Origin of the sequence: Brevibacillus parabrevis (assembly GCF_022701015.1) — a bacterium.
Taxonomy (GTDB): domain Bacteria; phylum Bacillota; class Bacilli; order Brevibacillales; family Brevibacillaceae; genus Brevibacillus; species Brevibacillus parabrevis.
On the sequence record NZ_CP064090.1, the window covers coordinates 898978 to 911711 of the forward strand.

At 48.8% G+C, this 12734-nt stretch carries 16 protein-coding genes; 12 read left to right on the forward strand and 4 right to left on the reverse strand.

The genetic code is table 11. The features are described from left to right. Positions 1 to 2: 2 nt before the first annotated feature. From IRJ17_RS04550 to IRJ17_RS04560, 3 genes are all read left to right on the forward strand, one after another. Positions 3 to 1157, forward strand: a complete 1155-nt coding sequence (locus IRJ17_RS04550) for an aminotransferase class V-fold PLP-dependent enzyme (protein WP_122962237.1) — start codon at positions 3 to 5, stop codon at positions 1155 to 1157. 23 nt (positions 1158 to 1180) lie between these two features. Further along, positions 1181 to 1891, forward strand: coding sequence for a DUF554 domain-containing protein (locus tag IRJ17_RS04555; RefSeq protein WP_122962238.1), 711 nt, complete (start codon positions 1181 to 1183; stop codon positions 1889 to 1891). A 303-nt stretch (positions 1892 to 2194) separates the two neighbouring features. Further along, positions 2195 to 3094: a diacylglycerol/lipid kinase family protein gene (locus IRJ17_RS04560; RefSeq protein WP_122962239.1), complete on the forward strand. Its 900-nt coding sequence runs from the start codon at positions 2195 to 2197 to the stop codon at positions 3092 to 3094. Between the two features lie 80 nt (positions 3095 to 3174). Here the strand turns inward: IRJ17_RS04560 and yyaC are convergent, their stop codons facing one another. Next, positions 3175 to 3780: a spore protease YyaC gene (gene yyaC, locus IRJ17_RS04565; RefSeq protein ID WP_122962240.1), complete on the reverse strand. Its 606-nt coding sequence runs from the start codon at positions 3778 to 3780 to the stop codon at positions 3175 to 3177. 214 nt (positions 3781 to 3994) lie between these two features. Here yyaC and IRJ17_RS04570 point away from each other — a divergent pair, with 214 nt between their 5' ends. The 4 genes from IRJ17_RS04570 to IRJ17_RS04585 all read left to right on the forward strand — a co-directional run bounded on the left by IRJ17_RS04570 (position 3995) and on the right by IRJ17_RS04585 (position 6277). Next, positions 3995 to 4276: a putative Se/S carrier protein gene (locus tag IRJ17_RS04570; protein WP_122962241.1), complete on the forward strand. Its 282-nt coding sequence runs from the start codon at positions 3995 to 3997 to the stop codon at positions 4274 to 4276. After that, positions 4273 to 5154 carry a mechanosensitive ion channel family protein gene (locus IRJ17_RS04575; RefSeq protein ID WP_173597198.1) on the forward strand — a complete coding sequence of 294 codons (882 nt, stop codon included), beginning with the start codon at positions 4273 to 4275 and terminating at the stop codon, positions 5152 to 5154. Before IRJ17_RS04570 ends, IRJ17_RS04575 begins: the two co-directional genes overlap by 4 nt. A 19-nt stretch (positions 5155 to 5173) precedes the next feature. After that, positions 5174 to 5386 carry a DUF951 domain-containing protein gene (locus IRJ17_RS04580; protein ID WP_063231675.1) on the forward strand — a complete coding sequence of 71 codons (213 nt, stop codon included), beginning with the start codon at positions 5174 to 5176 and terminating at the stop codon, positions 5384 to 5386. 114 nt (positions 5387 to 5500) lie between these two features. Next, the gene (locus tag IRJ17_RS04585; protein WP_242773391.1) at positions 5501 to 6277 is read left to right on the forward strand and encodes an Ig-like domain-containing domain; all 777 of its coding nucleotides are present in this window, start codon (positions 5501 to 5503) and stop codon (positions 6275 to 6277) included. Positions 6278 to 6503: 226 nt separating this feature from the next. Here IRJ17_RS04585 and IRJ17_RS04590 read toward each other — a convergent pair whose 3' ends face one another. Continuing rightward, entirely contained in the window at positions 6504 to 6590 is an 87-nt protein-coding gene (locus IRJ17_RS04590) for a YjcZ family sporulation protein (protein WP_016739383.1), read from the reverse strand. 361 nt (positions 6591 to 6951) lie between these two features. Between IRJ17_RS04590 and pepF the strand changes: the two genes are divergently transcribed. Further along, positions 6952 to 8862 carry an oligoendopeptidase F gene (pepF, locus tag IRJ17_RS04595; protein WP_122962397.1) on the forward strand — a complete coding sequence of 637 codons (1911 nt, stop codon included), beginning with the start codon at positions 6952 to 6954 and terminating at the stop codon, positions 8860 to 8862. A 105-nt stretch (positions 8863 to 8967) separates the two neighbouring features. Here the strand turns inward: pepF and IRJ17_RS04600 are convergent, their stop codons facing one another. Continuing rightward, positions 8968 to 9336, reverse strand: a complete 369-nt coding sequence (locus tag IRJ17_RS04600; RefSeq protein WP_229049782.1) for a hypothetical protein — start codon at positions 9334 to 9336, stop codon at positions 8968 to 8970. A gap of 160 nt (positions 9337 to 9496) precedes the next feature. Next, positions 9497 to 10120, reverse strand: coding sequence for an NAD(P)-dependent oxidoreductase (locus tag IRJ17_RS04605; protein ID WP_242773400.1), 624 nt, complete (start codon positions 10118 to 10120; stop codon positions 9497 to 9499). A gap of 231 nt (positions 10121 to 10351) precedes the next feature. Here IRJ17_RS04605 and ychF point away from each other — a divergent pair, with 231 nt between their 5' ends. The 4 genes from ychF (at position 10352) to rpsR (ending at position 12661) form a co-directional block, all read left to right on the forward strand. Then, positions 10352 to 11452, forward strand: a complete 1101-nt coding sequence (ychF, locus tag IRJ17_RS04610) for a redox-regulated ATPase YchF (RefSeq protein ID WP_122962245.1) — start codon at positions 10352 to 10354, stop codon at positions 11450 to 11452. Between the two features lie 140 nt (positions 11453 to 11592). After that, positions 11593 to 11880, forward strand: coding sequence for a 30S ribosomal protein S6 (rpsF, locus tag IRJ17_RS04615; protein WP_047070274.1), 288 nt, complete (start codon positions 11593 to 11595; stop codon positions 11878 to 11880). 29 nt (positions 11881 to 11909) lie between these two features. Continuing rightward, entirely contained in the window at positions 11910 to 12389 is a 480-nt protein-coding gene (locus IRJ17_RS04620; RefSeq protein WP_063231668.1) for a single-stranded DNA-binding protein, read from the forward strand. Positions 12390 to 12430: 41 nt separating this feature from the next. Further along, a complete protein-coding gene (gene rpsR / locus IRJ17_RS04625; protein ID WP_005831740.1) occupies positions 12431 to 12661 on the forward strand; it encodes a 30S ribosomal protein S18 in 231 nt (76 codons plus the stop codon). Positions 12662 to 12734: the final 73 nt, after the last annotated feature.

Consider the following 12734-nt stretch of genomic DNA (forward strand, 5'->3'; position numbering starts at 1 on the left):
TCATGGCGATCATCTATTTGGATAACGCAGCGTCAACTTGGCCAAAGCCACCAGGCGTGAAGGAGCGAATGGCTGAGGCCATCGAAGATTTTGCCGCTAACCCTGGTCGAGGTGGACATACCTTGGCGATGAAAGCGAGCAAGACCGTGTTTCGGACACGCGTGCAGTTATCGCGGTTGTTTGGGATTCAAAACCCGAATAACCTCTTTTTTTATCTAAATGCGACACAAGCACTCAATCAGGCGATCAAAGGCTATCTGAAAGCTGGCGATCATGTGATTGCTTCTTCCGTGGAGCATAACTCTGTCAGACGTCCGATTGAATATATGCGCCGTGAGCATCAAGTAGAAGCGACTTTTGTCGAGCCGAGAGCGGATTTCCTTTTTCATGTAGAGGACTTTGTCAAGGCGATTCAGCCGAATACGCGCTTGCTGGTAGTCAGCCACGCTTCCAATCTCACAGGTGTGATTTTGCCGATCGCTGAATTGGGGCAACTGGCAAAAGAAAGAGGTATCGCCTTTTTGGTAGACGCTTCCCAAACAGCCGGGGTACTGCCGATTCACGTAGAGGAAATGAAGATCGATATGCTGGCGTTTCCTGGGCATAAAGGGCTGTATGGGCCACAAGGCACGGGCGGTTTATACGTGCATGGCGACATCGATCTGGAGCCTTTGATTCATGGGGGAACAGGAAGTCAGTCGGAGGCGATTGATCAACCGACTACACGCCCTGACCGATATGAGAGCGGTACGCTGAACACGGCTGGTTTGGCTGGCTTGCAGGCTGGCGTCGATTTCATTCTCGAACGAGGGGTGGATCGCATCCGTGAGCACGAGTGGGAGCTGGCGAAGCAAACGATCATTGGTTTACAGCAAATTCCCGGCGTTCAGGTGTATGGTCCAGGGATTGAGACAGAACGGGTTGCCGTCATCGCCTTCAATATCGGGGAAGTGGATGCTTCTGAAGTCTCGTTTATTCTCGATCAGCAGTATGGAATCGCTACGAGATCAGGGTATCATTGCACACCGCTTGGGCATCAAACAGCAGGGACCGAGCAGCGTGGAGCTGTGCGTGCCAGTTTTGGGATTTTCAACACAGAGAAAGACGTAGAAGCGCTTATGAACGCCGTGAGAGAGATAGCATCCGCGTTTTCGTAATGCAGCTATAGGGGGACACAATCGTGATCTTGTTAGGCACCCTGGTAAACGCTGGCGCCATCATCGTAGGAGCCTTGTTGGGCAGGCTTCTGACGAAAATTCCTGATTCGATACGACATACCGTCATGCAGGGCATCGGTCTTGCTGTCATGATTTTGGGAGTCAAGATGAGTCTTGGATCAGGGAATTTTTTGTTGGTGATCGTCAGTATTGTGTTGGGGGCAATCGTAGGAGAATTGATTGGGATTGAAAAAGGCTTGAATCATCTGGGGCATTGGCTGGAACGAAAGGTTGGCGGAGGTCAGGGAAGTATTGCCACAGGCTTTGTGACAGCGACTTTGGTCTATTGCATCGGTGCGATGGCTGTGCTCGGAGCCATGGACAGCGGATTGCGGAACAACCATGATATTTTGTTCACCAAAGCACTTTTGGACGGTTTTTCCGCCATCATTTTCACTTCGACACTAGGAATTGGCGTCATGTTTTCGGCTGTGCCTGTATTTGTGTACCAAGGTTTGCTTACCTTGCTCTCAACGCAAATCTACAACTTTGTGAGCCAGACGATGCTCGATGCGATGTTGGCAGAAGTAACGGCAGTAGGCGGCTTGATGATTATCGCTATCGGGATTAACATTTTGGAGATTAAAAAGATCAATGTGGCGAATATGCTGCCAGCGTTGTTGATTGCGGCTCTCGGGGTTCCTTTTAGCGAATGGTTGTCCAAGTTTTTATAAGAGAGTGGAAAAAGATTCTTCCTGAACGGGAGAGTCTTTTTTTTGTAGGCAAAATCAGCTTTGCATATGGGACTGAGGCAGTCAAACAGTGGGGTGGGCGCGGACCTGCTGGTACGGGCAACAAAAAGCAAAGGAACAAATGCCGATAATAAAAGAGTCGATGAAATACTGGCAAGCGCACTGCCAAAAATGTTAAGAAGCTTGCAAGAGCCGGCATGACATAAAAAACCGCTATCATCAAAAGAAAATGTCGTGCGATAATGACGAGTAGAACAGAAAGCGCGTTATGGGGAGAGAAAGTCAATGGTAGGTTTTATCGTCAATCCTGTGGCGGGTAATGGCAAAGGGAAGAGAATCTGGGAGAGGATAGAGCCTGCTGTAAGTGGTCTGGGAGCTGTTTTTGTCGTCAGGGAGACATCTGGTGACGGGTCAGCTGAAAAACTGGCAAAAGAGATGATTGAAAAAGAGGGAGTAAATAAAATCATTGCCGTAGGGGGAGATGGAACCGTTCACGGTGTATTGAACGGAATCTATCAATCGGGCCAGTCATGCAAGTTTGGCTTGGTGCCGGCGGGATCAGGAAATGATTTTGCCAGAGCGCACGGGATTGCCACAAATCCTGTCGTGGCAGTAGAGCGGGTTTTGTCAGAGACAGCGGAAAAACGAATTGATTTGATGTGGATGAACGGGCGTGTTGCGGCAAATTCGATTGGTGCCGGATTTGATGCGCAGGTAGCAAGAGCGACTGATCAGGCAAAATACAAGGCATGGTTGAATCGGTGGCGATTGGGCGGTTTGGCGTATGTGATTTCCGTGTTGCGTGAACTGCGCAAATTCCAGCGCAGCAATCTCGTCATGCAAGTGGATGGACAAGTCATCAAGATGGAGGCAGCATGGCTCGTAACAGCTGCCAATATTCCGAATTACGGCGGGGGAATGAAAATTTGTCCCATGGCTGTAGCAAACGATGGTTGGGCCGATATTTGCGTCGTCAGCAATGCGAGCTGTGGGGAACTGTTGCGCGCCTTTGCGAAAATTTATTTTGGCTCTCATATTCATCATCCGAAAGTTTCATTTTATCGAGGGCGCCAGATCACGATTGAGACCGTTAGACCGTATTTGGTTCATGCAGATGGAGAGTTGGTTGGTGAAACGCCGATCGAGATGAAAATGCTGCCGGATCAGCAAGCGATTTTTGTATAAAAAAGGGACCTGTCATCCACATGGGAGTAAGACAGGCCAAAGCAATACGTATAGATGTTGAAAAGGTCGAGGGAAGATGGTCAGTCGTGCAAAACACTATCCAAACGGTTCGGCGAAGCAGCCATTGAAGTGGCTTTGGCCAAACCAGAAGCAATAATCTCTGCCATGTTCATGACGACGGCAAGACGGGTGTTTTGGAGAACGAAATACTCCATGAAGCCGCCGACATTGACGATTCCCGTGATATGGAACGTACCGACAGGCGGCAGCTCCTTTTTAACCCCAGCGCCAGGCTTTAGAGGCCCGCTGATGACGTTGATGTTGCCTACGTGGCTGAATTGGCCGAGACAGGCATCGACGGCAATCAGGGTAGATCTGGGGTGAGTTTCTTGGATGGAATCGAGCTTTTCTTTGAGATTCATCGCATGCACCGGATCGTCCAGCGTGCCGTAAATTTGCAAATGGCTTGGTGCGGCCGCTTGTAGTTTGGTTCCGACAAGAGGACCGAGTGCGTCACCCGTGGACCGATCTGTTCCAATACATACAATCACAATGTCTTCTTCATACGGTTTTAAGCGAAAGCGCTGCGCAAGGTGTCTAGCCAGATGATCCTCTGCGTTTTCACTGCGGTATTCCACTTTAAAAGGTGGCAAAGAACAGTTTTTGAGATTTTCAAATGTACTCATGGCTACCCCCACTCTTGCGGTCTTGGCTTAAAAGTTATAGAAGAGTATTCACAGTATAGTACCGATCCGTCATTTTTATACCTGCTAATGAGAAGGTTGTGTAGGTTTTGAAAAGTCAGGGAAGCTGGCAAGCGGGATTTTGAACAGGTAAAATAAGAAGTGCACGAAGGAAAAGCTTTGCCAATAAGAAAGCAAAAATCCGGGAGGGAGATGGATGGAAGGAGAGACTGTACTGATTGCGTTTGATTCCACGCAGCAAGCTTTACGTGCAGAGATGCTGCTGGAGTACGAAGATATTGATATTGACACAAGACCGACGCCAAAAGAGATAACAGCCGGCTGTGCCCTTTCCATTGAATTTCCTCTGCCTGATTACTCTCGTGCCAAAACGGTCATGGAAGAGCAGCAAGTAGTCATCCGGGGATACTTTCGCCAGTTCCTGGGCAAGTACCAGGAAGTCGACGAAAACGGCAACCAGAAGGAGAGGGCAGAATGAATACAGAAAGCTTTTTTGAAAAAATATACGGTGAAATTTACAACTACGTAGCAGATGCAAACATGTGGGTAGGTATAGGGATGACGCTGCTGAAAATCGTTGGAATCATCATCGCATCGCGAATTGTGGTGTCGCTGGTGCAAACAGCAGTCAATCGCGTTTTCCAGCATCGTCAGGGAGCCAAGATACACCTGGATCAGCGCCGCGTCGATACGATGCGCGTGCTCGTCAACAACATCGTCCAGTACACGCTGTACTTCCTGGCGATTTTGATGATTTTGCAGCTGGTCGGCATCGATTTGAAGCCTGTTTTGGTGAGCGCAGGGGTGTTGGGGCTGGCAGTCGGTTTCGGGGCACAAAGTCTTGTCCGTGATATCATCACCGGGTTCTTCATTATTTTTGAAGACCAGTTCGCGGTTGGCGATGTCGTAACGATCAATAACATGACAGGTACTGTACAGGAAATCGGCTTGCGAATTACCCGTGTGCGCAGCTGGACTGGAGAGGTTCATATTTTTCCGAACGGCACGATCACGCAAGTAACCAACTTTTCGCTGCAAAATACGTTGGCTGTCGTGGATGTTTCGGTAGCGTATGAGGAGAATCTGGGTCAGGTGGAAGAAGTTTTGAAGGAAGTGCTGGCAAAAGCGCAAACCGAGCTGGACGATATCGTGGCAGAACCGCAAATTCTCGGAGTGCATGCATTGGGGCCGTCTGAGGTCGTTATGCGCGTGACAGCCGAGTGCAAGCCGAATACCCACCACGGCGTCAACCGCAATCTGCGCGCCATGATCCGCACCGAGTTTACCAAGCGCGGCATCCAGATTCCGTATCCAAAAATCGTTGCGATGTCGGGTAAGGCACAGGGGCAAGCATAGAGCAGAGAGGAGAAGAGAGATGGAAAGGAAGCAATTTGGACTGGGGGACGTTGTACAAATGAAAAAGCCGCATCCATGCGGCACAAATGCGTGGAAGGTCATACGCATGGGGATGGACGTACGAATCAAATGCACGGGATGCGACCATAGCGTAATGATTGGGCGGCTGGAGTTCGAGCGCAAACTGAAAAAAATACTGGTTCGCGCAGAGGAAGAAGCGCAGGAGCAATAGCATTGGCGATAGCGAAAAACTTTTGAAGGACCTGTCTGTCTTTTTCTACAATGCCCGTAAACGGTGATGACGGCCAAAAGCAGCTGCACCGTTCAAACGGGAGGGATTTTTGCGATGGATGTCAGACGGTTTTGGATGCAATGGGTAGTGATGCTGGGGATTTTGCTGGTGTTTTCACATTCAGCCGCGGCGAAGGAGCCGAGCAGCTGGAAAGTGAACATTTTGCCCGAGGACAAAGCGGTCGGAGTCGCTGTGGATGATGTGATCACGATGACTTTTTCCGGGGCGATCCAGTTGAAAAATTCTCGGGACATCACTGACAAGTCGTGGTTGTCGCTCGTCCAACTGGTGGATGAGAAGAAAAAGAAGGTGGCTTTCGCAGTCAAGTGGAACGATTCAGCGAAAAGCCTCGTGATCGATCCTGTGGGCAATCTGGAAGCGGGGAAGACGTATCGCGTCACCCTTTTGGCGAAGAAGCTAAAGGATGCGCGAGGAGAGCTGAACCCTGAGCTTTCCGTTGCTTTTGCGACAAAGGCTCCCGTGGATAACATTGCGCCACAGGCGGTGATTTTGCCAGGGCATGGAGCCAAACAGGTGAAAAGCGGTGAGAAGGTGACGCTTCAGTTTGCCGAAGAGGTGGCATTGGTGAGCGGAGAGACGCTATCCAGCAAAACGGCGGGCAAATTGGTGCGAGTGACAGATGAACAAGGCAGGGCTGTCCCGCATACGGTCACCTGGAACAAAAGCAAGCGGACACTGACGGTCAAGCCAAAAGGAAAATGGCAGCCGTACACCAGCTATCAGGTTCATCTCGTTGGCGGGCTGCTGCAAGATCGTGCGGGCAATGTGAATAACTCACAATCGTCCAGTTTCACGAGTGGCGCGAAGTAGTGAAAACGGACTGTGGATAAGCAGAAAAAAAGGATGCAGCCTTATGATGAGGCGCATCCTTTTTCCTTTTGTACGATCAGATGTATCTCCCGGTGATTGTACGAAGGTTATGACTGATCATTGTTTATCGGCTGCATAGCCTGCTAATGATCTATGTGGAATGGGGAAGGTAAGATGCACTCTTGTGCAAGCTTACCTTCAGATAGGCCGGATGGCAGCGGGAAGCTTAGTTGCAGTCACAACCTACGATTACGAGGAGAATGAAGAGAACCAAGATCAGCGCGAAATCGTCAAAGCCGTTAAAGATACCCACTTGCTAACACCTCCTACCCTAGTTTCAATACTCATGCTATGTAGGAACATGAAAATGGGTATGGGCGAATGCCCTGGTTCCGACGAAAATAAGTTATCCACACTGTATCCACAGAAAATGTGGACAACTTTTTGTCGAAAAAAGTAGAAAAAAATGGCGAGTTGAAAGCGGAGTAGCTGTGGATAGGTAGTTATCCACAATCTTATCCACAAAACTGAATTTTCTCTGGATAAATTGACTGTTGTTAATAAATATTTAAAATATTTTTATTAATAAGAAGGAGTTTCAAGGTGGAATAACGTAATTACTCTAACTAGAAATTGGAAAAGCTATATAGAGAAGGAAAAGGGGCGATTTGGATTTGAAAAAGCAAGTATTTGCATCTGTTACTGCATTGGCCATTGCACTTTCAACTGTGTCGGTACCATTCATTCCGTACAGCACACCGGCAGTCGCTTTTGCTGCTGAAAAACCAAATTATCAGACTCGCGCAGACATTCCCGATGAGTACAAGTGGAAATTGAATCATATTTACCCAACCGTGCAGGATTGGGAAAAGGACGTAGCCAAGGTGGAAGCTTTGGCGAATGCATTTACCAAGCATCAAGGCAAGCTGGGAACATCTTCGGCAGCCATGCTTGCGGCTTTTGATGATTACGTGGAGATGATGAGGCTCAATGACAAGGCGTATGTGTATGCCAACATGTCTCTCGACGTAAACTCGGCAAATGCTGATTTGCAGAAGCTGGGAGACCGTGCTGAAAAAATGTACACGCTTGTCTCGGAAAAAACCGCGTGGGTGCAGCCAGAAATCGTTGCGATCCCGGATGAGAAAATCAAAAGCCTGCTCGCTGACAAGTCGCTTGCGCCGTACAAGCTGTTCATTGAAGACATGCTCCGCACCAAGCCATACTCGTTGTCCAAGGAGATGGAGGAGCTGCTGGCGAAGTCTTCGCCGCTCGGCAATGCGCCGACCAACATTTACAGCATGCTGTCCAAAGACGTGAAGTTCCCGAAAATCAAGGATGAAAAAGGCAAAGAAGTCCAGCTTACGCGGGCCAACTTTATCTCGTATATGGAGAGCAAGGACCAACGCGTGAGAAGAGATGCGTTCAAGGCGTACTACAGTGCCCTGATTGACTTCCAGGATTCTTTTGCACAGACTTTGGCGGCAAAAGTGAAAGGCGACAACTTCTACGCGCAAGCACGCAAGTACAACTCTGCGCTGGAAGCAAGCCTGACGCCGAACAACATTCCGACCAAAGTATACGATGAGCTGATCGATACCGTTAACGACAACTTGCCGCTGTTGCATCGCTACATTGCATTGAAGAAAAAAATGCTCGGAGTGAAAGAGCTGCACATGTACGACATCTATGTGCCGATCGTTCCATCCGACGACAAATATATTTCCTTCGAGGAAGGGAAGAAAATCGTCACCGACGGTTTGAAGGCTATGGGCGACGAGTACGTGAAAGTGCTGTCTGACGGACTCAACGGTGGCTGGGTCGACGTTTACTCGACCGACGACAAACGCACAGGCGCTTACCAGTGGGGAGCGTATGACACGCATCCGTACGTGCTTTTGAATCATCAGGGCACGCTTGATGACGTATACACAATCGCTCACGAAATGGGTCACGCGATGCAGTCGTACTACACGAACAAAAATCAGTCGTACATCTCGTCCAACTATCCGACTTTCACGGCGGAAGTGGCTTCGACAATGAATGAGACATTGCTGTTCAAGAGCATGTACGCGCAGGCGAAGACGAAAGAAGAGAAGATGTATCTTCTGAACCACTATCTGGAGAACTTCCGCTCGACCTTGTTCCGCCAAACGCAGTTCGCCGAGTTTGAAAAAGCGATCCACGACAAGGAACAGGCAGGAGAATCTCTCAACGCCGAGGCGATCAAAAAAATCTACCTCGACATCAACAAAAAATACTACGGCAAGGACATGGTTTCCGATGAGGAAATCGGCATGGAGTGGGCGCGCGTATCCCATTTCTACAACTATAAATACTACGTATACCAATACTCTACGAGCTTTGCGGCATCCCAGGCGCTGGCGAAGCAAATCATCGACGAAGGACAGCCAGCCGTTGACCGCATCCGCAAAAACTTCCTGGAAGCAGGCAACTCGGCACCTCCGATCGAAGTGCTGAAAGCGGCAGGGGTAGATATGTCTACATCCAAGCCGATCGAGCAAGCCATGGAAATTTTCGAAGAAACATTGATAGAGCTGGAGAAATTGGTGAACGAGAAGTAAAATCGTGTAAAAACAAAGCAAAGGCTCCCTGCTGGTTGATGGCAGGGAGCTTTTTGTTGATGATGAGTTTTCGCCAGAGAGTAGACGTTCTGCGTTAAGACAACATCACGGTAACTTTGACAGACGTTTAGCGTTTAATGATGAACTTGCAAAAATCAATGACATGCAAAAAAATCCAGAAACAGCCATAAGCGTATTGTATTCATGGTAACTGTTCATGAAAGACTGGACCATAGAAAAGCCCCATAGGAAAGCGGGGAAAACAAGAAAATAAAACAATTCAGTGCTGGACGAAAGTTTAACATAGAGCAGGACTGTGATTGTGGAAATGAGTAATGTCAGAATCATATTCTGCATTTCAGCGGAAGAAATGGACATGGGAATATCACTGGAAAGCATCATCTTATACAGCCAGAGAACAACGAACCAAACAGCAATGACAGCGTTAGCACAATACATCAAAAGCTTTTTCATCATGCTCCCTCCAGATAAAGCCAGACCGTAAGTCTGAGGAATAGGCTAATCGTTATAACGGGAAAAAAAGGAAAAGGTTTCAATGAATATGTGGTGCGTCATTGCAGTATCAGATATGCTCCTTGTTCACTAAATGGCAGCTTCCCAGCCAAAACAACACCTAATAAGCAATCCCCACCCGCATCCGCAAATAACCCAAACTATTAAGCTGCTTGTACGCAAACTCGGCTGTATCGGGAACGGAAATTTGCATGCCGTCTACAGGCAGGTGGTGCGCTTCCACCCGATAGTTGCCTGTATAGCTGCCATCTGGCAAGTAAGTCGGGCAAACAATCGTCCAGTCCAGCCCGGATTGCGCAAGCAGCAAGTATGCCTTGTGGTGTTCTTCGGCGGCGCGGGTCAGTTTTTGCCGGGATTCACTCGATTGGTAGCGCAGCAGTTCAGGGGAGACCCGGCTTTGCAAAATTCCTGCCGTACCTACCGTGACAATCCGGCTGACGCCTTCCTGCTTCATGGCATCCAGGATGAAAGGCATGCTGTCGGTGAGAGTTGTGGTTCCGTCCGTACCGAGAGCGCTAATGACTGCACTGGCTCCCGACATGGCCTGCTTGACATCGTTTTCGTTGCAAACGTTTCCGGCAAGTACGCGCACAGTTTGGGGCAAATCGTGAGGGAGTTTGTCTACAGAGCGAACCAAAACGGTCACTTCATGGCCGTCTTTCAATGCATGCTGCAAAACATGGCTGCCGACGCGTCCTGTTGCGCCGAGAAGCAGAAGCTTCATTATGTATCCACCTCATTAACGTGTGATCGGGTCAAGTGCTTTTTGTAAAGTCTAGCATGTCTTTTTTTGTCCCACCAGCTTCAGCTATCGTAGAGCTTGAAAGGAGGGAGGACTTCACGCAAGCTGCTTCCAGACAGGGTCTAAAGTTGCCACAAGGAGACAATTGTATTCTTAAAACCAAATCTATATACTTAAAAGGATGTTAGGATGATGACAAGGGAGTGTATATAGATGGGTGCATCTTGCGGGATTGTTGGTCTCCCCAACGTAGGGAAATCGACACTGTTTAATGCCATTACACAAGCGGGCGCTGAGTCGGCGAACTACCCGTTCTGTACGATTGACCCGAACGTGGGGATCGTAGAAGTTCCAGATCCGCGTCTGACCAAGCTGACCGAGATCGTGGTTCCGAATAAAGTCGTTCCGACTGCATTTGAGTTCGTGGACATTGCCGGTCTGGTAAAAGGCGCGAGCAAAGGCGAAGGACTCGGCAACCAGTTTCTCGGACACATCCGTGAAGTAGATGCGATCGCACACGTGGTTCGCTGCTTCGAGGATGAAAATATTACGCACGTGGCAGGCCGTGTCGATCCCCTGAGCGATATCGAGACGATCAATCTGGAACTGATTTTTGCCGATCTGGACTCCGTTGACCGTCGGATCGACCGCATCGCGCGCAAGGTGAAATCCGGTGACAAAGAATCCAAGCAAGAACTGGACGTGCTGGAAAAGCTGAAGGCTGCTTTCGAAGAAGGTCAGTCTGCACGCAGCGTAGAGCTTGACGATGAAGAGCGCAAATGGATTCGCGACCTGCACCTTTTGACAATCAAGCCGATGCTGTACGTGTGCAACGTAGCGGAAGACGGCATCAACGACGCAGACACCAATCCGCACGTGCAAGCGGTTCGCGAGCATGCGGCAAATGAAGGGGCAGAAGTAGTTGTCATCAGTGCCAAAGTCGAGGCGGAAATCGCCGAGCTGGAAGGCGAAGACAAAGAAATGTTCCTGGAGGAGCTGGGTTTGGCTGAGTCCGGTCTGGACCGTCTGATTCGCGCTGCCTACAAATTGCTCGGTTTGGTTACCTACTTTACCGCAGGGGTACAGGAAGTTCGCGCATGGACCATTCGCCAGGGCACAAAAGCTCCAGGAGCGGCTGGCGTAATTCATACCGATTTCGAGCGCGGCTTTATTCGCGCAGAAGTGATTGCCTACAACGATCTGGTAGATGCTGGTTCGGTTGCGGCAGCGAGAGAGCGCGGAAAGTACCGTCTTGAAGGGAAAGAGTACGTTGTTGCCGATGGAGATGTCATGCATTTCCGCTTTAATGTTTAGTACGAAATAGTTGATTCGCCATAGGCATTTTGCTATAATACGATAATGCGAGTATTTATGGAGTGCATGTTATGCGTTTCGTTTTAGCACTCGCTCCTTGCCCGAACAGGGCCGCAAAGTCCATAAGGAGGTGAAAAGGTATGCGTCAATACGAAGTTATGTATGTATTGCGTCCAGACCTTGAAGAAGAGAAAGTAAAATCCAATGTAGCTCGTTACAGCGAAGTTGTGACTAACTACGGTGGCGAAATCTCTAAGCTTCAAGAAATGGGTAAACGTCGTCTTGCGTACGAGATCAATAAGTTCCGTGAAGGTTACTACGTTCTGATGAACTTCAAAGCGAACTCCGATGCTGTTGCGGAAGCAGAGCGTTTGATGAAAATCAACGACGACGTAATCCGCTTCATGTTTGTTCGTGATGAGAAGTAATCATTGTCGCGGTCAGAGGGGGAACCAAGATGAATAAAGTTATTCTCATCGGCAACCTGACGAAAGATCCTGAACTTCGCTACACGCCAAATGGCGTTGCCGTTGCTACTTTTACCGTGGCTATCAATCGTCCTCGCACTAACCAGGCGGGTGAGAGAGAAGCCGATTTCATTAATATTGTCGCTTGGCAAAAACTTGCCGATCTTTGTGCAAGCTACTTGCGCAAAGGAAGACAAGCTGCCATCGAAGGGCGCCTTCAGACGCGTTCCTACGATAATAAAGAAGGAAAACGCGTATACGTAACGGAAGTCGTTGCTGAAAACGTTCAATTTTTGGGCGGACGAGGCAATGAAGGCGGCGGAGATAACGCAGGATACGATCCAGGACCGGGCTTTGGTGGCGGTAACAAGCCATCCGGTCAGAGAAACAATGACTTTGATCCGTTTGGTGATCCCTTCGCGAGTGCAGGCAAGCCGATCAACATCTCTGATGATGACTTGCCGTTCTAAGAATCGTACAACTTTCACATTCCTAAGAAGGAGGGACTATCATGGCACGCAAAGGACGTCCTAATAAGCGTCGTAAAGTATGCTTCTTTAAAGTGAACAAAATCAAGCACATCGATTATAAAGATGTAGACTTGCTCAAAAAATTCATCAGCGAACGCGGCAAAATCTTGCCACGTCGTGTAACTGGTACTTCTGCGAAGTATCAACGTGCTCTGACAATCGCGATCAAACGCGCTCGTCAAGTAGCATTGCTGCCTTACACGGCTGAATAATTTACACAAGTGATAAAAAGGGGGACACAATTGCGTGGCCCTCTTTTTTCCATATTTTTTGCTAATCTCAAAC